The 18,158-nt window shown below is 67.6% G+C and carries 14 protein-coding genes; 9 read left to right on the plus strand and 5 right to left on the minus strand.

Features of this window, described 5'->3' with window-relative positions:
- Nucleotides 1-9 precede the first annotated feature (9 nt).
- Nucleotides 10-2,340, minus strand: a complete 2,331-nt coding sequence (locus tag ABZ863_RS16260; protein WP_358535943.1) for a LuxR C-terminal-related transcriptional regulator — start codon at nucleotides 2,338-2,340, stop codon at nucleotides 10-12.
- Nucleotides 2,341-2,673: 333 nt separating this feature from the next.
- Here ABZ863_RS16260 and ABZ863_RS16265 point away from each other — a divergent pair, with 333 nt between their 5' ends.
- A complete protein-coding gene (locus ABZ863_RS16265) occupies nucleotides 2,674-4,275 on the plus strand; it encodes an ATP-binding protein (RefSeq protein WP_358535945.1) in 1,602 nt (533 codons plus the stop codon).
- Nucleotides 4,269-4,910 (plus strand): response regulator transcription factor, encoded by a 642-nt coding sequence (locus ABZ863_RS16270; protein ID WP_358535947.1) that lies wholly within the window; start codon nucleotides 4,269-4,271, stop codon nucleotides 4,908-4,910. Before ABZ863_RS16265 ends, ABZ863_RS16270 begins: the two co-directional genes overlap by 7 nt.
- Before the next feature lie 46 nt (nucleotides 4,911-4,956).
- Here the strand turns inward: ABZ863_RS16270 and ABZ863_RS16275 are convergent, their stop codons facing one another.
- From ABZ863_RS16275 to pabB, 4 genes are all read right to left on the minus strand, one after another.
- On the minus strand, nucleotides 4,957-6,252 hold the full coding sequence (locus ABZ863_RS16275; protein WP_358535949.1) for an MFS transporter: 1,296 nt from the start codon (nucleotides 6,250-6,252) through the stop codon (nucleotides 4,957-4,959).
- A 46-nt stretch (nucleotides 6,253-6,298) separates the two neighbouring features.
- A complete protein-coding gene (locus ABZ863_RS16280; protein ID WP_358535951.1) occupies nucleotides 6,299-7,168 on the minus strand; it encodes a tetrahydrofolate dehydrogenase/cyclohydrolase catalytic domain-containing protein in 870 nt (289 codons plus the stop codon).
- A gap of 137 nt (nucleotides 7,169-7,305) precedes the next feature.
- A complete protein-coding gene (locus ABZ863_RS16285) occupies nucleotides 7,306-8,580 on the minus strand; it encodes an aminomethyl transferase family protein (RefSeq protein ID WP_358535953.1) in 1,275 nt (424 codons plus the stop codon).
- Nucleotides 8,581-8,765: 185 nt separating this feature from the next.
- Nucleotides 8,766-9,989, minus strand: coding sequence for an aminodeoxychorismate synthase component I (gene pabB, locus ABZ863_RS16290; RefSeq protein ID WP_358535955.1), 1,224 nt, complete (start codon nucleotides 9,987-9,989; stop codon nucleotides 8,766-8,768).
- A 195-nt stretch (nucleotides 9,990-10,184) separates the two neighbouring features.
- Here pabB and ABZ863_RS16295 point away from each other — a divergent pair, with 195 nt between their 5' ends.
- The 7 genes from ABZ863_RS16295 (at nucleotide 10,185) to ABZ863_RS16325 (ending at nucleotide 18,119) form a co-directional block, all read left to right on the plus strand.
- On the plus strand, nucleotides 10,185-10,928 hold the full coding sequence (locus ABZ863_RS16295; RefSeq protein WP_358535957.1) for an SDR family oxidoreductase: 744 nt from the start codon (nucleotides 10,185-10,187) through the stop codon (nucleotides 10,926-10,928).
- A 234-nt stretch (nucleotides 10,929-11,162) separates the two neighbouring features.
- Nucleotides 11,163-12,866, plus strand: a complete 1,704-nt coding sequence (locus ABZ863_RS16300; RefSeq protein WP_358535959.1) for a CocE/NonD family hydrolase — start codon at nucleotides 11,163-11,165, stop codon at nucleotides 12,864-12,866.
- Nucleotides 12,867-12,882: 16 nt separating this feature from the next.
- Entirely contained in the window at nucleotides 12,883-13,968 is a 1,086-nt protein-coding gene (locus tag ABZ863_RS16305) for an LLM class flavin-dependent oxidoreductase (protein WP_358535961.1), read from the plus strand.
- Nucleotides 13,965-14,441, plus strand: a complete 477-nt coding sequence (locus ABZ863_RS16310; RefSeq protein ID WP_358535963.1) for a flavin reductase family protein — start codon at nucleotides 13,965-13,967, stop codon at nucleotides 14,439-14,441. The genes ABZ863_RS16305 and ABZ863_RS16310 overlap by 4 nt, the downstream gene beginning before the upstream one ends.
- 102 nt (nucleotides 14,442-14,543) lie before the next feature.
- Nucleotides 14,544-15,497, plus strand: a complete 954-nt coding sequence (locus ABZ863_RS16315) for an SDR family NAD(P)-dependent oxidoreductase (RefSeq protein WP_358535965.1) — start codon at nucleotides 14,544-14,546, stop codon at nucleotides 15,495-15,497.
- On the plus strand, nucleotides 15,494-17,263 hold the full coding sequence (locus tag ABZ863_RS16320; RefSeq protein WP_358535967.1) for a helix-turn-helix domain-containing protein: 1,770 nt from the start codon (nucleotides 15,494-15,496) through the stop codon (nucleotides 17,261-17,263). Before ABZ863_RS16315 ends, ABZ863_RS16320 begins: the two co-directional genes overlap by 4 nt.
- 31 nt (nucleotides 17,264-17,294) lie before the next feature.
- Nucleotides 17,295-18,119, plus strand: a complete 825-nt coding sequence (locus ABZ863_RS16325) for an SDR family NAD(P)-dependent oxidoreductase (protein ID WP_358535969.1) — start codon at nucleotides 17,295-17,297, stop codon at nucleotides 18,117-18,119.
- Nucleotides 18,120-18,158 lie beyond the last annotated feature (39 nt).

Consider the following 18,158-nt stretch of genomic DNA (forward strand, 5'->3'; position numbering starts at 1 on the left):
CTGTCGGCGTTACGGTGCCGCCTGTTGATCGGCGACCCATGCGGCGATCTGCGCACGCGACGTGAATCCGAGCTTGGTCAGGATTGTCTCCACATGCGACTCAGCGGTTCGCTGGGCGATCACGAGGAGGTCGGCGATCTCCTTGTTGGTGTGGCCCTGCGCGACCAGCTCGGCGACCTGCTGTTGCCTGCGGGTCAGTCGCGATGGCCCGGGGCGCCTGGTCGCCGGGCGCCGGATCAGCTCGTCGTCGAGGGCGAAGGTGAGGGCCTCCTCGAAGCCGAGCTCCGCGCCCTCGCCGACCTTGGCCCGGTAGGACCGCTCTCCGATGGCATGGCGGATCTTCGCCACGTACTCGTCGCGGTAGGCCGCCAGGTGTGTGTACCCGATCAGCGGCACGCCGCTCGACTGCAGGAGGGCCTGCAGGACGCCGAACAGCCGGGCCGCGCGCTCGTACTGGTGGTCGGTGACGGCGGCGAGAGCCAGCACCTCGACGTTCAGCGCGATGCCAAGGCGGCCGTCCAGCATCCGGTTGTACCGGAGGCTTTCTCGTTCCAGCACGGTCGCCCGCTGCGCGTCACCCTGTCGCCACACATCGATGCCGAGGGCCAGTAGCGCGTGGGACTTGTGCCAGATGTCACCGGCGGCATCGCAGAACGCCACACATTCCTCGCCGAATGCTACGGCCCGCTCGGAATCGCCAAGTCGCGAATAGGCCATGGACAACCGGATCAGGGTGGCGGCGATCCCGTGCGCGTTGTGGATGGCCTGATGGCGGGCGAGCGCCTCGCCGTAGAGCGCGAGTGCCACGGCGGTGTCCCCGGTGAACATCTCGACCATGCCGGAAAAGAGGGCGACGTAGCCGAGCACGGCCGGCGCTTCGAGCAGTTCGCCCAACGAGCGCGCCTTGGCCAGCATCGCCCTCGCGGTGGGAAAATCGGCCTGGATGACGGCCAGCCAGCCGTTCACCCAGAGCGCCTCGGCGCGCGCCGGAGTGGGCGTCGTCTCGATCGCCAGCAACCGGTCCAGCCAGTCGCGTCCCTCGTTGAGGTAGTAGCTGCTGAGCCAGTGGTAGAGCAGGCTGACCGCAAGCCGGAGCCCGGCCTGCGCTTCACCCGGCTCGGTGGCGCAGTACTCCAGTGCGGCGCGCACATCGGCGTAGTCGAGCTGCAGCCGGGTGCCCCACTCGACCTGGTTCGCGCCGAACCATTCGGTCTGCGCCGCCAAGTGCAGGTAGTGGTCTCGGTGCCGCCGCCGCAGGCTTGCCTCGTCAGTGTGGTCACCCAGCCGTTCGCACCCGAACTGGCGGATGGTCTCCAGCAGCCGGTATCGCGCCCGTGGTCCCTGTTGCCCCTCCCGCACGAGCACGGACTTCTCCACGAGCCCTGCCACACCCGGGAGCACGTCGTCGACCGCCAGACCGTCGCCGGCGCACACGTCCTCGGCCGCTTCCAGGTCGAAGGGGCCGGCGAACACCGACATCCTCGCCCACAGCGTGCGCTCCTGCTCGGTGCACAACTCGAAGCTCCACTCGATGGCCGCACGCAGCGTGTGGTGACGTGGTAGTCCGTCGCGGCTGCCTCCGTCCAGGAGCTGGTGGCGGCCTTCCAGCCCGGCGACGAGTTGGTCGACCGACATCGTTCGCATCCGCACGGCCGCGAGCTCGATGGCCAACGGCAGCCCGTCGAGCCGCTGGCAGACGCGGGTCACCGCTGCTTCGTTGTCCTGGTTGAGGGTGAACCCGGGAAGAACAGCCGAAGTCCGCTGCTCGAACAAGGCCAGTGCCTCCGGCCGATGACGGACACCCTTGGCCGGACGCTCGCCATCCGGCCCGTTCTGCTCGGGCACCGACAGGGACGGCACCGACAGTGTGTGTTCCCCGGCGAGGCCCAGCGGTTCCCGGCTGGTGACGAGAACCTGGACCTCCGGGGCTGCAGGCAGCACCGAGCCGACCAGCTCGTAACAGGCATCGAGCAGGTGCTCGCAGTCGTCCAGTACGAGCAGGAGGCGCTTGTCGGCGAGGTACTCCTTCAGCACGGTCTCCGGCGGGCGTGCCGACCGGTCCCACAACTGCAGGACCTCCGCGACCGCGTGGGTCAGCAATGCGGGATCCCGCAGCCCGGCCAGCTCGGCCAGCCACACCCCGTCGGGAAACGCCCGCTGCACCTGGCGCGCCACCTGTAACGCCAACCGGGATTTGCCCACTCCACCGACACCGGTCAGCGTGACCAGCCGCGACGACGTCAGCAGCCGCTTGACCGCGTCCACCTCACGCCGCCGGCCCACAAAACTTGTCACCTCAGCTGGAAGGTTCCCCACCCGCCGGTACATCACGCTCGTCACCGGACTCCTTGCTCACGTGCCAGGCGGCGGACATTCCTGAATAGTACAGCGAATTCGTCAGTGGGGTGTTTATCCGTGTTATTTCAAGGGATTGCAAAAGGACAACCGGGGAGTCAATTACCACGAGCTTATGGATCGGTTAACCTGTCGGAGTTCCTCATTGGACATCTCTCCGAGACTGCACTACGTCGAATGACCTGGATTCGGGCCCTGCGCCGGCGATGTGCGGGCCCAGTGGTGCGTCAGGTCCATCGGTTATGCATCCTGGGCAGGTAGATCGACACAACCGGTGCTCGATACTCACCGTCACAGCCGACGCTGAGGAGGTCCGCCATGGCCGGCCACCGCGAGAGCGGGGGGACAACCGTTCCCCCGCCGACGCCATGGACCGACCTGGCCGCCGAGGCCCCGGACGGTCTCGCGATCGTGGATTCGGCAGGGCGCTTCGTCTGTGTCAACCGGGCAGGCGCCCACCTGTTCGGGCTTGCCGAGACCGCCCTGATCGGCACGCCTGCTCCCTTCCCGCTCGCTCTGGATGTCGTCGCCGGACCCGCCGGGCTGTTCGATGACGGTCCGGGCGAGCAGCTGACGGCGTGGACGCCTCCCTCGGGACTCCGCCGTGAGTTCGCCTACCGTCTGCGCCGCACGTCACGGGATCCCGCCCTCACCGTCATCGCCTTCCGTGACGTCACGGAGGAGCGACACCGGCAGCGCCGGATCGCCGCGATCGCCCGCAGCGCCGCGAACCTGGCCTCACAGGGCTCGCTCTCCGCGACCCTGGACGCGCTGGCTCGCGAGGTGCTGCAGACCGACGCGCTGGCCGGGGTACAGATCCTCACGGTCGACGACAGCGGGCGCGGCCTGCGCATCATGGGTTCAGCGGGCTTCCGCGACCTGCCGGACTTCTTCGACCGGCTCCTCGACTGCCGACAGCGGGGCGCGTCCCTGCGGATGCTCGACGCGCTGCGGGACAGTGAACCCGTCGTGGTCGCCCACCGTTGGGACACGATCCGCACGGATCCGGCCTGGGAACCCCTGCGGGATTATCTGGGCGAGCTGCGCTGGGACTCCTTCGCGAGCGTGCCGCTGATCATCCGCGGACGGGCCGCCGGAGTTCTCAACGCCTTCTTCGCATCCGGACAGGTCGTCGGCGGACGAACCCTGGAGTTCCTCGTCGCGATGGCGGAGCAGGCGGCGATCGCGGTCGACTACGCCTCGCTGATGCAGCGCGAGCGAGACGTCGCTCGCCGTCAGGAGCGGCAACGGCTGGCCCGCGACCTGCACGACTCGATCGTGCAGCAGGTGTTCTCCATCTCGATGCAGGCCAGCTCGATGGAGGTGCTGGCCCAGCGGGATACCTCACTGCCTGCCGGTACCGTCCGCAGGATCGCCGACGAGGTCGGCCTGCTGTCACAGACGGTGCTCGCGGACCTGCGGGCAATGGTGCACGAGCTGCGGCCGTCGTCGACCACCGAGCTCGGCGGCCTGGAGGAAGCCGTGCGCGCACTGGTCGACAGCACCACCAACCGCACCGGCCTCCGGTTCAGCCTCGTCGTGGGGCAGGGCCTGGACGGCATCGCGGGCGAACTGGCCGAGGACGTCTACCGCATCCTCGCCGAGGCCATCCACAACGTGGTCAAACACGCCGAAGCGGGCAAGGTCGTCATCCGGTTGACCGTGCGCGACGAGCAGGTGCGGGCCAGCGTCGCCGACGACGGACGCGGCCTGGCCACCTCACGCCAGGAGGCACCCGCACCGGATTCCGGTTATGGACTGAAGACAATGCAGGAAAGGGCACAGCGATGGGGCGGAACAGTCACGGTGAAGCCACGCGAGAACTCCGGCACGGTCGTCCGGCTCGTGGTGCCACTCGCGGTCGGGGTACCGCTGCGGCAGACGTCGCGACCGAGGAGCCGCCCACTGTCCGGGTGCTGATCGTCGACGACCACGCTGTGGTCCGCCGGGGCATCCGCGCCTACCTCGACGTGCTCGACGGCATGGAGGTCGTCGCCGAGGCGGTGGACGGCCAGGACGCGCTCGACAAGCTGGAGACGATGGCCGCTCACCGGGAACTCCCCGACGTCGTCCTGCTCGACCTGCTCATGCCGAGGCTCGACGGTTCCGCCACGACGGCCAGGATCACGAGCACCCATCCCGGGGTCCGGGTCGTCGTGCTGACCAGCTTCGGCGAGATGGAGCGCGTGCACGCCGCGCTGGCCAACGGCGCGTCCGGGTACCTGCTCAAAAGCGCGGGGCCCGCCGAGGTGGCAGGCGCCATCCGCGCGGCGGCCCGCGATGAGGTCTTCCTCGACCCGGCGGTGGCCCGCCGGCTGACGCAGGAGATCATCTCGCCGCCCACGGGACTCAACGCGCTGACGGAAAGGGAGCGTGGCGTGCTCGCCCTGATCGCGACGGGCAGGTCGAACAAGGCGATCGCCGAGGAACTGGTGATCAGCGAACGCACCGCCCGTACCCACGTCAGTAATGTCCTGCGCAAGCTCCAGCTGACCTCGCGGACCCAGGCGGCGCTGGTCGCCGTCCGCGAGGGACTCGTTCCGCCCCAGAGCTGAGCACAGCAGAGCCGGCCGTCTCCGGGGTGAGACGGCCGGCTCCCGGTCACTCCCCTGGCTGCAGGATCCGGCGTCCCGCAGGCACAATCGCCAGCAGGCTGATCAGCGACGCGACCGCGATGAGGGCCGAGACCGCGATCGTGCTGCCGAACTCCGCGAACAGCGCGGTGGCCAGGATCGGCGTGATGCCGCCACCCAGGATCGAACCGGCCGTGTAGCAGAGCGAGGCCCCGCTGTAGCGCAGCCGGATCGGGAACATCTCGGTGATCAGCGCAGGCTGCGGGCCCGCCATGATCGCGTTGGCGGCGGTGATGACGACCAGCGCGATGAAGATCAGCGGGATGGCCTTCGTGTCGACCAGGATGAACATCGGGAACGCCCACAACACGGCGAGCACAGCGCCGACGACGAACGTCTGTTTGCGCCCGGCCCGGTCGCCGGCTATCCCGGCGGCGAGCATCATCAGGATCCACAGCACGCTCACGCCGACGATGATCCACAGCATCGTGGTGGTCGGCAGCTCGAGCTGTGTCGTGCCGTAGGAGACCATGTAGACCGACACGAGGTAGCCGAGTGCCGGCGCGGCAATCGAGGCGAGGCTCCCGACCAGCAGCTGCACCGGGGAGCGGCGGAAGACCTCGACCACGGGTAGCTTCGCCACCTGGCCGGCCTCGCGGATGCGCTCGAAATCCGCACTCTCCTCGATCCGCAACCGGATCACCAGGCCGACGATGATCAGCGCGGCACTGATGAGGAACGCGATCCGCCAGCCCCACGAGGCGAACGTGTCAGCCGGCATGATCCCGGTCAGCAGCAGGAAAACCAGTTGCGACAACAGGATTCCCGACGGCAACCCCAGTTGGGGGAAGCATCCGTAGAGCGACTTGCGCTTCGGTGGCGCATTCTCCACCGCCATGAGCACCGCACCGGCCCACTCGCCACCGACGCCCATGCCCTGCGCGAGCCGGAGCACCACAAGCAGGATCGGGGCCCAGATGCCGATGGTGTCATAGGTGGGGATCAGGCCGATGAGTGTGGTGGCGATTCCCATCGTCAGCAGCGATACCACCAGCATCGACTTACGGCCGACGCGGTCACCGAAGTGTCCCATCACGACACCGCCGATGGGGCGCGCGATGAACCCGACCGCGAAAGTACCGAGCGAGGCCAGTGTTCCGCCGAGTTCGGAGAACTCGGGGAAGAACTGTGTGCGGAAGACGAGCGTCGCCGCGACACCGTAAATGAAGAAGTCGTACCACTCGATCGTCGTGCCGATATAGCTGGCCAGTGCGACTGTTCTGGCCTTGCGTGCCCTGACGGGCGCGGTACCGGTGGTGGACATGATGTGAGCTCCTCGTTGAGCGGTCAAACGGTGGGGATGGGAATTTCTATGAGCCTTCGCAGGTGTTGGTGGCCGATGCCGATCCGTGGTGCCGCGCCGCCCTGATCGTCTGCGCGAGCAGGGTCGCGATGGTCATCGGCCCGACACCCCCGGGAACCGGGGTGATGTAGGACGCTCGCTCCACAGCGGACTCATACTCGACATCTCCGCTGTCGTCGGCGTATCCGGCGTCGACGACGACGGCGCCGGGTTTGATCCACTCACCGCGAATCAGTGCGGGGCGGCCGACCGCGGCGACCACCACATCCGCGCGACGCACGTGGTCGGCCAGCTCCCTGGTCCGGGAGTGGCAGTAGGTCACCGTGGCGTCGCGAGCCAGCAACAACATGCCGGCTGGTTTACCGAGGATCGGGCTACGCCCGATGACGACCGCGTGTTTGCCCGCCAGCGGGATGTCGTAGGCGTCGAGAAGGGCCATGATCCCGCCGGGAGTCGCGGAGTGGAAGCCGCCCTCGTCGAAAGCCATTGTCGCGAAAGAGGTTCGGGTCACGCCGTCGACGTCCTTCGACGGTGCGATGGCCTCGAAGGCGGCACGTTCGTCGATGTGTTCGGGCACCGGGTGCTGCAGCAGGATCCCATCGACCGCGGGATCGGCCGACAGGTCCCGTATCCGGTCGACCAACGTCGCGGTGGTGATGCCGGCGTCGAGCTCGACGCGGCGCGACTGCATCCCGACTCGTCCACAGCGGTTGGCCTTCATGCGGACATAGGTGTGGGACGCCGGATCGTCGCCGACGAGCACGGTCGCCAGCACCGGGAGCCGGTCGTGCTGGGCGACGAACTCCGCGACGTCCTTCTGTACCCGGTCGAGGATGGTCGCCGAAACGGCGCGTCCGTCCAGAATCGTCGCGGTCACTCGAGCCTCCTCAGCAGCTCCTGGCGCCAGAGCTCGGTCTTGCGGAGCTCGTTGAAGGTGAAGATGTGCAGTCCGCTGATGTTGTTGGCAGTTCGGGGAAGCATGGTTTCTCGATCCCGGATGCGAGCAGGGAGAGGTCAGGACTTGCGGTAGGAGTCGCGGACCTCACGCACGTACGGCGCGGGCGCGACAGTGGCGCGAATCGCGACCTGGCGGTGACGTTCGACAGCGGGCTTGGCCGAGTTGGGAGCCTCACCCCACAGCACGGTCACCTCGGTGCCAGGCTCGGCGACGGCCGTGTCCACAGTGGCCAGTGAGACGAAGTCCTGCTCGTTGACGATGTAGCCGAGGTCCAGCGAAAGGCCGACCGGTTCACCGTCTCGTAGCACCTTGTCGACCTGGAAGAACGCGTAGCGGGCCTTCGGCGGCTCGAGGTACTTGGCCGGCGTGCCCGGCTCGTAGAGCGAGCGGACCGCGGCGGCGACGTCCTCGGGGTTCCACACCAACGTGACCTTCGTCCGCGCCGGGTCCTGCGCGATGCGCTCCAGCGCTTCACGGCCATGGAAGTCGTGGTCGAACTTGACGGTGCGCCCGTAGCCGATGTCGTAGGGGGTCACGTAGTAGTCGGTGATCTCGCCCGAGTCCATGCTTCCGCCCAGCGATCCGAGCGAGGTGGCACCGAGCCACTCACGGTAGCCGCGCATCTCGGGCCCGAAGATCGCGGGCACCGCAGTGGGAATCCAGCCGGACTCCAGGTTGGCGGTGGAGTAGGCCTTCGCACCGGCGCGGACGAGGCCGAACTCCCTGCCGGCGTCCACAATGGCCGCCAGCACGTCCTCGCCGTCGGACCACGGACCGAACAGCTCGAACCCTGGCTGACCGGCCATGCCGTGCCGCAGCGCGCGAACCCGGTGCCCGGCGATGGTGAACTCGGTCATGTTGAAGAACTTCACGTCCGGCAGGGGCGCGTTGATCAGCTTCTCGACCAGCGGCTTGGCGGTCGGGCCCTGCAGCTCGTAGCGGTAGGTCTTCGGCGGGCCGGAGGGCCGGTCGTAGGAGTTCTCGTCGCGTTCGATGGTCACGTCGTAGTCGCCGGTCTCGGCGTTGTACTGCAGCCAGTTGAGCACCGTCGGGTGGCCGACGATGTCGAACAGGTCGTCGTCGAGGTGGAACAGGATCGCGTCGCCGATGAAGTACCCGTCGGAGTTCACCGCGACGTACTGCTTCGCCTTGCCCGGCGTGAAGTTCGCGAACGTGTTCACGCCGAAGTCGCTCAGCAGCCGCAGCGCGTCCTTGCCGCCGAGGTAGAGGTCGGTCATGTGGTGCGACTGGTCGAGGAGGGCACAGGACGTGCGCCAGGCCTGCTGCTCGGAACGCCAGTTCGTGAACTCCGGAGCGACGGGGAAGGTCATGGGGCGGACTGTCGAGTTGCGTAGCAGCTCGACGGCAGACCCCACACGCTGGATCGCGGCCTCAAGACTGTCAACACCCATGACGTGGCTTACCTCCTGCGGCCGGACCCGTGGTCCAAGCCTCGATGCTCGACGTGGCGGGCCCCGGCAACACCGCCTGTGCTCACAGTGAAACCGACCACGCGTCACGTTTCGTCCAGCATCGAGACAGATTTGGCTGCGACAAATGACCGAGACGCGCGGGCGGCTTGCCGTAGGCTCACGCCACCTCCGGCAGCGTCGAGCACGGCCGCCTTCGCCCGCAGCTCGGCGTACTCCGCGTCGGCTGTGGAGTCCCACGTGATGCCGCCGCCTGTGCCATAGCCGGCGCGGCCGCGGTCGCGGTCGGCGACCAGGGTGCGGATCGCGACATTGAACCGCGTCCTGACCCGGGCGCCCAACGGAGCCACGACCCCGATCACTCCACAGTAGACACCGCGTGGTGTCGGCTCGAGGGCACGGATGATCTCCATGGTTCGCGGCTTGGGGGCACCGGTCACGGAACCGCAGGGGAACAACGCACGGAACATCTCGACGAGGTCGACATCCGGCCGCAGCCTGGCGGTGACGTCGGAGGTGAGCTGGTGCACGGTCTCGTACTGCTCCGCCCGGCACAACGCGGTGACGGACACGCCCCCGGCCACCGCCAGCCGGGCGAGGTCGTTGCGGACGAGGTCGACGATCATGATGTTCTCGGCGCGTTCCTTCTCGCTGGCCCGCAAGCGAGCCACGATCTCCTGGTCCTCGTCCTCCGTGCTCCCCCGCCCTGCCGTGCCCTTCATCGGGCGCATGAGCAGCCGGTCGCCTCGGGTCTCGAAGAACAGCTCGGGACTCGCACTGGCGATCACGAACTGACCGGTGTCGAGGTAGGCGTTGTGGGCGCCGCCCTGAGCGTGTGCGAGGTCCGCATAGAGCTGGGGAAGGTCACCGTCGATCTCAGCGGTCATTCGTGTGGTGAGATTGCACTGGTAGGTCTCCCCCGCCGCGATCTCACGGCGAACGGCCTCGACCGCGCGGCGATGCTCGTCCGGACCCCATTCGTAGTGCCACTCCCCGACGCGGTAGGTACGGTGGTCGGTCGGTTGTATCAGCGGTGCCCTTTCCGGGGCGGCGCTGATCCCGAACCAGGCCAGCGGCAGGCCGTCCGCGGGTTCATGCACGGCAAGTGCGGGATCCAGTCCCGCGGCGGCCTCATAGGACACGAACCCGAACGCCCACCAGCCGTTCCGGGTCGCGTGTTCGACCTCTGCCAGCACGGCAGGCACGTGTTCCGGCCTGGTCGCCACGAGGTCGTAGGCGACCTCCGGGAAACGGCAGGCGACTCCTGCCCGCAGGTCGTCGAATCGGGCCCAGGCGGTCAGCGGTCTCATAACGGAACGACGCTATGAGCCCGCGAAAGTAGCCGAAACGGTCCGATGTCGACTCTCGCGAGGGCAATCATCCGGGCGTCATCGAGTCAAATGACGTAGAGCGGACCGGACCGCAGGACCTGACAACCGGCCCCGCACGACTTCTACTGTTTCGATCGGAAAGCTCTGTCCGCAACACCTCAAGGGGGAGAACGTATGGACTCGTCCGCCCGCCTGGCCGGCAAGATCGCGATCGTGACCGGCGCAGCCGGCGGACTGGGTCACGCCATCGCCCAGCGCCTCGCCGCCGAGGGGGCCACGGTCGCCGCCCTCGACACGACGACCCGACCACGCGTCGACGACGAAGGCTCGGTCAGGCACTGGACGTGCGACGTGAGCGACCCCGACGCGGCGGCCGCAACAGTCGCCGACATCGCCGGCACACTCGGCGGCATCGACATCCTGGTCAACAATGCAGGCCTGCTCTCCGGGCGCTCGAGCCTGCTCGACGCGACCCCAGCCGAGCTCCACCGCTTCTACGACGTCAACGCCGTTGGCGCGCTCCTGATGGTCCAGGCGTGCTTCCCGCATCTGCGAGACAGCACCCACCGCGGCCGCGTCATCAATGTCGCCTCCCGCACCTTCTTCACCGGCGCCCCGGGCCAGATAGCCTACGTCGCCAGCAAAGGCGCGCTGATCGGGATGACCCGTGTCATGGCCCGCGAACTGGGCGAGCACCGCATCACCGTCAACGCGGTCATGCCGGCCCAGGTCGCCACGCCCGGCACACGCGCCCACTCCGGCGACGAGATCTTCCACCGGACGATGTCCCAGCAGGCCATCCAGGAGTTCGTCACGCCCGACGACTTCGCGGGCCTGGTCGCCTTCCTCGCCTCGGCCGACGGTGCCATGATCACCGGCCAGTCACTGGTCTGCGATGGCGGCGGACTGCTCCACTGACCAGCGGCCGGCGCTGAGCAGCCACGCCGTCAGTTGTGAAGCCACGAATGACCCAGCTCGGGCGGGCGAGTTGTCCGTACCCGGCTGCGTCATTTGTCCCGACGTTGGTCCCGACTCGCCCGAAATCGGCGGAGTCTCAGAAATGAGACGGAGAACGGCGAGTGCGGTCGTAACGTTCGCGTCACCTCCGCGGGACGACCCGCATCAGCGTTGTTGAAGGGAGGCGGGACGCCGATGACCGGGACCTTGCCGAATGTGGCGAACTTCGTGGTGGAGCGGGTCCGCGTGCCCACCCGGGATGGGGTGGATCTCGCCGGGATCGTCTATCACCTCAACGCCGGGCCCCAGCCGGTGTTGCTGGTCCGGACACCCTACAGCGAGCCGTTATCCCGCGCTCTTCCCGTACAGCCTGCGATGGATGCGGGTTTCGCAGTGTTGGTCCAGGACTGCCGCGGCACGGGCCGTTCCGACGGCGAGTTCCGGACATTCGAGAACGAGCAGGCCGACGGGCTGGACACGCTGGCCTGGCTGCGGCGGCAGCCTTGGTGCGACGGCAAGATCGTCATGTTCGGCCAGTCCTATCTCGGCATGGTCCAGCTCGCGGTGAGCGGGGAACGCCCGGAAGGGCTGGTGGCGATCGCTCCGACGGTCACGCCGGACGACTACCGCGACGGGCTGGTCTACCGGCAGGGCGCCTTTCAGCTCGGGCAGGGGCTGGCCTGGCATCTAATGAAGGCCGCACAGGCGATCGGCGACGCGGCCACCCGTGGCGCGGACATCGCCGCAGCGATGGCCAACCTGATGACACTGATGCATGACGTCGAGGCCGCTTACCGAGCGCTCCCACTGCCCGACCAGCCGGGCATCACCGAGGTCCTGCCCAGCTGGCGTGTTTGGCTGTCCACCGAGGATGACCCGGCATACTGGGACAATCTCAGCTACGCCGCAAAACGGTCCGCCACGGCGATACCCGGCCTGCACGTCGGCGGCTGGTTCGATGTCTTCCTGCGCGGCACCCTCGACAACTACACCACCATGGCAGCCACCCCGAACCAGCACCTGGTCGTCGGGCCGTGGTCACACGTCGACCAGACCGGTGTCGTAGGCGAGAACTTCTATGACGGCGGCAGCGCACAGGCGATCCAGCTCGAGAGCCAGCAGATCCGGTTCCTCCGGGAAAGCGTCGACGACCTGCCGACGACATTGCCACCCGTGCAGATCTACGTGATGGGCGCGAACCGCTGGCGCACGGAGAACGAGTGGCCACTGGCCCGCACCGACTGGCAGACCTGGTACCTCGGCCCCGATGGGACACTCGGCCGGGAGTTGCCCGGCGCCGCCGAGACACAGTACGTCCACGATCCGCATGATCCGGTGCCCACCACAGGAGGCGCGATCCTGCTGACGGGCAGCCGGGACGGCAGGCTCGGCTACCAGCCGGGTTCGCGGGACCAGCGGGAACTCGATGGCCGCACGGACATTCTGCGCTTCACCAGCACCCCGCTGGCCACGGACATCGAGGTGACCGGCCCGATCACCGTCTCGCTCAACGCCGCCACGTCAGCCGCCGACACCGACTTCACGGCCAAGCTCGTGGACGTTCACCCGGACGGCAGGGCTATGGGCATTGTGGACGGGGTGGTACGCGCCCGCTACCGCACCGGGATGGATTCACCACGACCAGTCGTGCCTGGCCAGATGTACGAGTACACAATCGATCTCGGCGCGACGAGCCAGGTGTTCCGGGCGGGGCATCGGATCCGGGTGGACATCGCGAGCTCGAACTTTCCCTGCTACGACCGCAACTCCGGCAGTGGCAAGCTCGCCGGAGAGGTCACCGAGAGCGACTTCGTCACCGCCACCCAGCACATCTTCTTCGGTGCTGGACACGCCAGCGCCATCCGGCTCCCCGTCATTGCCATTGGATTGACCCACTGAGAAAGGTGGAACACCGTTGTTGAACATCGGCATCAATCTCGGCTTCGCCGCACTCAACCCCGAACTCACCGACGAAGACATGTACCACGCCGAGCTGGATCTCGCGGTTCAGGCCGACAGGCTCGGTTACGACAGCGTGTGGGTTGTCGAGCACCACTTCGAAGACTACTCGCTCTGTCCCGACAACCTGGTGCTGCTGGCTCACCTGGCCGGTCGTACGAAACAGATCAAACTCGGCACCGCCGCCGTCATCCTGCCCTGGAACAATCCGCTGCGGGTGGCCGAGAAGGCGCTGATGGTCGACAACATCTGCGGCGGCCGCCTCCTGCTGGGATTCGGCCGTGGACTGTCCCGTAAGGAGTATGAGCCGTTCCGGATCACATTGGACGAAACACGCGGCCGGTTCGACGAAGCGGCACCGATGATCTTCGACGCGCTCGAGACCGGCGTCATCGAAGGCGACGGCACCTACTACCCGCAGCCACGCGCCGAGCTGCGACCCCGCCCTCGCACGTCGTTCCTCGGCCGGCGGTACATGGTGGCCGGCTCCCCTGACTCAGTTCTCATGGCCGCCAAGCTCCAGGCCAGGATGATGTCGTTCATTGTCCGGCCGGTGCGGGATCTGATGCCCGGTTTCACCAAGTACCGCGAAACATATGAGGCCGAGCACGGCGAGGTCGCGCCGCCCATTGCCCTGAACGTCAACATGTACTGCCACGAGGACAACGAACTGGCCCGCGAGCGCCACTTCGAGTACGTCAACCGGTTCTTCATGTCCAATGTGGAGCATTACGAGATGGCCGGTACCCACTTCGAGGGCCTCAAGGGCCACGAACGCTACGCCGTCAACGCGGCGTACTTCCGCGAGATCGGCCTGGAGAAGGCCGCCAACGACTACGCGGCCACCGCGCTGTGGGGCACCCCGGAGCGCATCCTCGGCCAGATCGAGGACATCCGCGACACACTCGGCGACTTCGAGCTCACGCTGGCGCCGTCCTTCGGCGGCATGCCCTACGACCAGGCCACGGCGAGCCTGGAACTGTTCGCCCGCGAGGTGCTGCCCAAGGCCCGCAGCCTCCGCGGCAAGCCGGTCAGCACATGAACTCTGACGTCGCCGCCTTCCGGGAGGTGATGGCCGCTGTCTGCACCCCGGTCGCCGTGGTGACCACTATGGACGTCGGTCTCCCCCATGGCACGACCGTCAGCGCGTTCGCATCCCTTTCGTTGGCCCCGCCGATGCTCCTGGTCTCGCTCGACCGTTCCTCGCAACTGCTCACCATCGTCCGGCGGACCGGCCGGTTCGGGGTCAACGTCCTCGGTAGCGCGCATGCGGACCTCGCACGGCGGTTCGCAGGCAAGGGCGGCCCTGGCAAGTTCGACGGCGTCGCGTGGGAGCCGCACACGGATGTGCCCCGTATTCCCGGCGCGGGCGGCTTCGTCGGCTGTCGCGTCACAAGCCTCGTGCCTGGCGGCGACCATGTCATTGTGCTGGGGCACGTGGTGGCCGCCGAGGCAACGGGCGGTCGGCCGCTGGTCTATCACCGCCGCGTCTACGGCACGCACACCGCGATCTAAAAGACTGGTTCGAAGTGGTTTGTGTAGCGGTGCGGGTAGCGGAACCTGACGCGGCCCCTCGCTGCGGGATCGCCTCCTCATGAATGCCAGGAAGGAGAACCCATGGATTTCTCAGGGAAGATCGCCTTCATCACGGGCGCAGCCAATGGCGCCGGGCTCGGTCAGGCACACGTCTTCGGCCGGGCGGGCTGCCGGCTGTTCCTGGTCGACATCCGAGCCGACGCACTGGCCACAGCGATCGAGCAGCTGCGCGCCGAAGGCATCGAAGCCGAAGGCTGTGCGCTCGACCTCACTGACCGCGTCGCGTACGCCCGGGTGGCCGACCGCGTGGAGGAGGTCTACGGCGAGCCGCCGCACCTACTGTTCAACACCGCAGGGGTTTTCGCCATCGGGCCGACCGAGATGTCTCGCTACGAGGACTTCGACTGGGTGCTCGGTGTCAACCTGGGCGGCGTCGTCAACGGCATGGTCACCCTCGTGCCGCGGATGATCGACGCGGGCAGGCCTGGGCACATCGTGACCACCGCTTCGGTGGGAGGGTTCTACGGCGCCGACGCCGTCGCCATCTACAGCGCGTCCAAGGCCGCGGTCATCAACCTGATGGAGGGCTACCGGAAAGCGCTGGCCAAGTACCGGATCGGCGTCTCGGTGCTGTGCCCGATGAACATCAACTCCAACATCGGGCTCTCCTCGCAGGTCCGTCCGGCGCAGCTGCGGGCCAGTGGCTACGTGGTCGACGACGCCACGACGGCCTCGCTACAAGGGATTTTCGCGCACGGAATGGATCCGCTGGAACTGGCCGGTCACGTCAAGGCAGGCATCGAACGCAACGATCTCTATATCATCCCTTACCCGGAGGCCGCCGTACCCGTGCGGCAGCACGTCGAGGACATCCTGGCGGCGATACCGGCAACGTCGACGGACCCGGACGGCGTGGCCAGTCGGACCGCGGCGCTCGAGAACTGGGCACGCGACCGCGACGAGATCGCCCGCCGGCGCAGTGACCAGGCGCCGGGCCGGGTTGTCCGCCAACGCCAGGAGGAGGCCGCGAGATGACATCGCTGTCAGCGCCTACCGGCCCGCCGTTGCCGCGCAGCACCCCCGAGTGGGACAAGGTCCGCGAGGCGAAGCTGGACGCATTGTCCCGAGACCCGTTCTCGGTCCACCCCACGGACTATCCTGAGGTCCGCCCGGAGGTGGTCACCTCGTGGCGGCGCTCGATGCTGTCCGGCGTCGACCCCGCCGGGCGGGCGTACACCGGCCACGAGACGTTCCAGTCCCGCACCCGGCTCGCCGCGGTAGCGCGGCCGATCATGAACCGGCTCAAGGACGAGATCTCCGATCTCAACTGCTGGGGATTCCTCGCCGACCGCGGCTGCCGGCTGCTGACAGCGGTCGTCGGAGATTTCCCTGAGGCTGAACGGGTGCACCGGCAACAGCTCCGGCCGGGTATGTGCTTCGCCGAGGATGTCATGGGGACCAACGGGCTCGGCTGCGCGCACGAGACGCAGCGCGCCTTCATCATCTCCGGCACCGAGCACTTCCGCAGCGACACCGAGATCCTCACCACCACCGGAGTGATTCTGCGCGATCCGTTCACCAAGAGGTACGTCGGGACGCTGGGCGCGCACTGCCTCCGCGAGTACAGCACCGCCGCGCTGCTACCCCTGGTGATCGAGATCGGCCGGTCGATCGAGGCGCAGCTCCTCGCGAGCCGCACGGATGGCGACCGGGAGTTCTTCGATGCCTACTCCGCCGCACAGCGTCGCTACCGCTGTCCCGTTGTCGGGGTGAGCAGGCGGCTGTTCATCGTCAGCACCGAGGCCCGGACGCTCGTGCGCGAGGCCGACGAGGAACTGTTACGCCGCCTGGCCGAGGAATCCGGTTCGAGAACCCGCACCGTCTGCAGGCATCTCAGCTCCGGCATTGTGGTGACCATCGAGGTTCTCCCTGTGCCGCAACCGGCGGGTGAGTTCGCTGCGGTCCTCGCGCTGCGAACGGTCGAGGGCGATACACGTGTTCCTGAGCGGAACTCACCGGAGAGGCCGGTGGACTTCCGCGACGGGTTGGAGCGCGCGGTACGCGATCGACTGCCGGTGCTGCTGGCCGGCGAACGCGGTTGCGGTAAGCGATACGAGGCACGCGCGGCTTTGACGGAGCGCCCCCGCATGGTCGTCGAGTTCGACGGCGCACTGGCACACCTGTCCCCCGACAGCTGGTTATGCGATCTCGCCGACGCCCTGAGCGACGAACGCGCTGCCGTGCTGCTCGGCCACGTCACGAGCGTTCCCGCGGACCTGATGACCACAGTGGCCGACCTGGTTGCCGGCGCCCGCGCCGCTGTCGTCGGCACCACCACCGACGACAGCGCCGAAGACAGCCGCGCGGTTCTGGTGCGCGAGAGCTTCGTCGTGATGTTGACGGCCCCACCGCTGCGGGAGCGCCGCCACGAGTTTCCCGCGCTGTGCGAAAGCCTGCTTCGTCGTCTCGTCGAGCCCGGTGCTGACAAGGCGAGCCTGACGCCGCGAGCGGTCGCCGCGCTGATGGCCAGCGACTGGCCCGGCAACATCCGCCAGTTGCAGCAGGTACTCGCGAGCGCCCTCATCCGGGTGGCCGGAACGGTCATCGACCTCCAGGACCTGCCGAGCCAGCACGGCAAGAACCGCACGAACGGCCCACTCGACGAGGTCCAGACCGCTGAACGCCGCGTCCTCATGGCAGCACTGCGCGAGACCGGCGGCGACCGCAACGCCGTCGCGGAGAAGCTGGGCATCTCCCGAGCGACCGTCTACCGAAAGCTCAAGCGCTACGAGCTGAAATGAACCGCCGCCATCTCACCACGAGGAGTTGCACATGTCCCGCAGCGTGGAGTTCGCCGGTACGACGGCCGTGGTGACCGGTGGCGCGTCCGGCATCGGCAAAGCCATGGCAAAGGCGTTCTTGACCGCGGGCTGCCACGTGATCATCGCCGACGTGGACGAACACGCACTGGCCGCGGCCACAGAGGAGCTGGGCGTGCTTGGTATCCGGACCGATGTCACCAACCCCGACAGCGTGGGCTCACTGGCCGACCGCGCGCTGGCGGAGTTCGGCGAGGTCCACGTCGTGTGCAACAACGCCGGTGTCGGGCCTTTCGGAGCTGTTTCCAGCATGACGCCTGCGGACTGGCGCTGGGTGCTCGACATCAACCTGCACGGCGTCATTCACGGCGTGCACGCCTTCCTCCCACTGCTGCAACGGAATACCGACTGGGGACACGTGGTCAACACCTCGTCGTTGTCGGTGATGCTCACGCCCCCGAACACCTCCGCCTATGTGGCGAGCAAGGCGGCGGTGTTGGGCCTCACCGAGGTGCTCGCCGCAGAGCTGCGCGCTGCAAGCTCGCTGGTCGGCGTGACGGCACTGCTTCCTGGTGCCGTGCGTACGAACATCAAGCACAGCCTTCGGTCACGTCCCGCCACCGGCTCGTCCGGACTGTACGAAGTGGACCTCAGCGCAGGCGGCCGGCAGTTGCGTTGGTTGGAGGCGGACGAGGTCGGTTCGATGGTCCTTGATGCGATCCGTGACGATCAACTGTATCTGGTCACGCATCCGGAGTTTGCTCCGCACGTTGTGGAGCGGTATCAGCGGATCGTCGGCGGCGTTTCGAGGGGTCGTCCCTGGCGTTTCGGAGTTTAGGTGATTGTGTTTCAAGCACGCCTTCGGCGCGCCGTGTGA

Source organism: Saccharomonospora sp. NPDC046836 (assembly GCF_040645195.1).
Classification (GTDB): Bacteria; Actinomycetota; Actinomycetes; order Mycobacteriales; family Pseudonocardiaceae; genus Prauserella_A.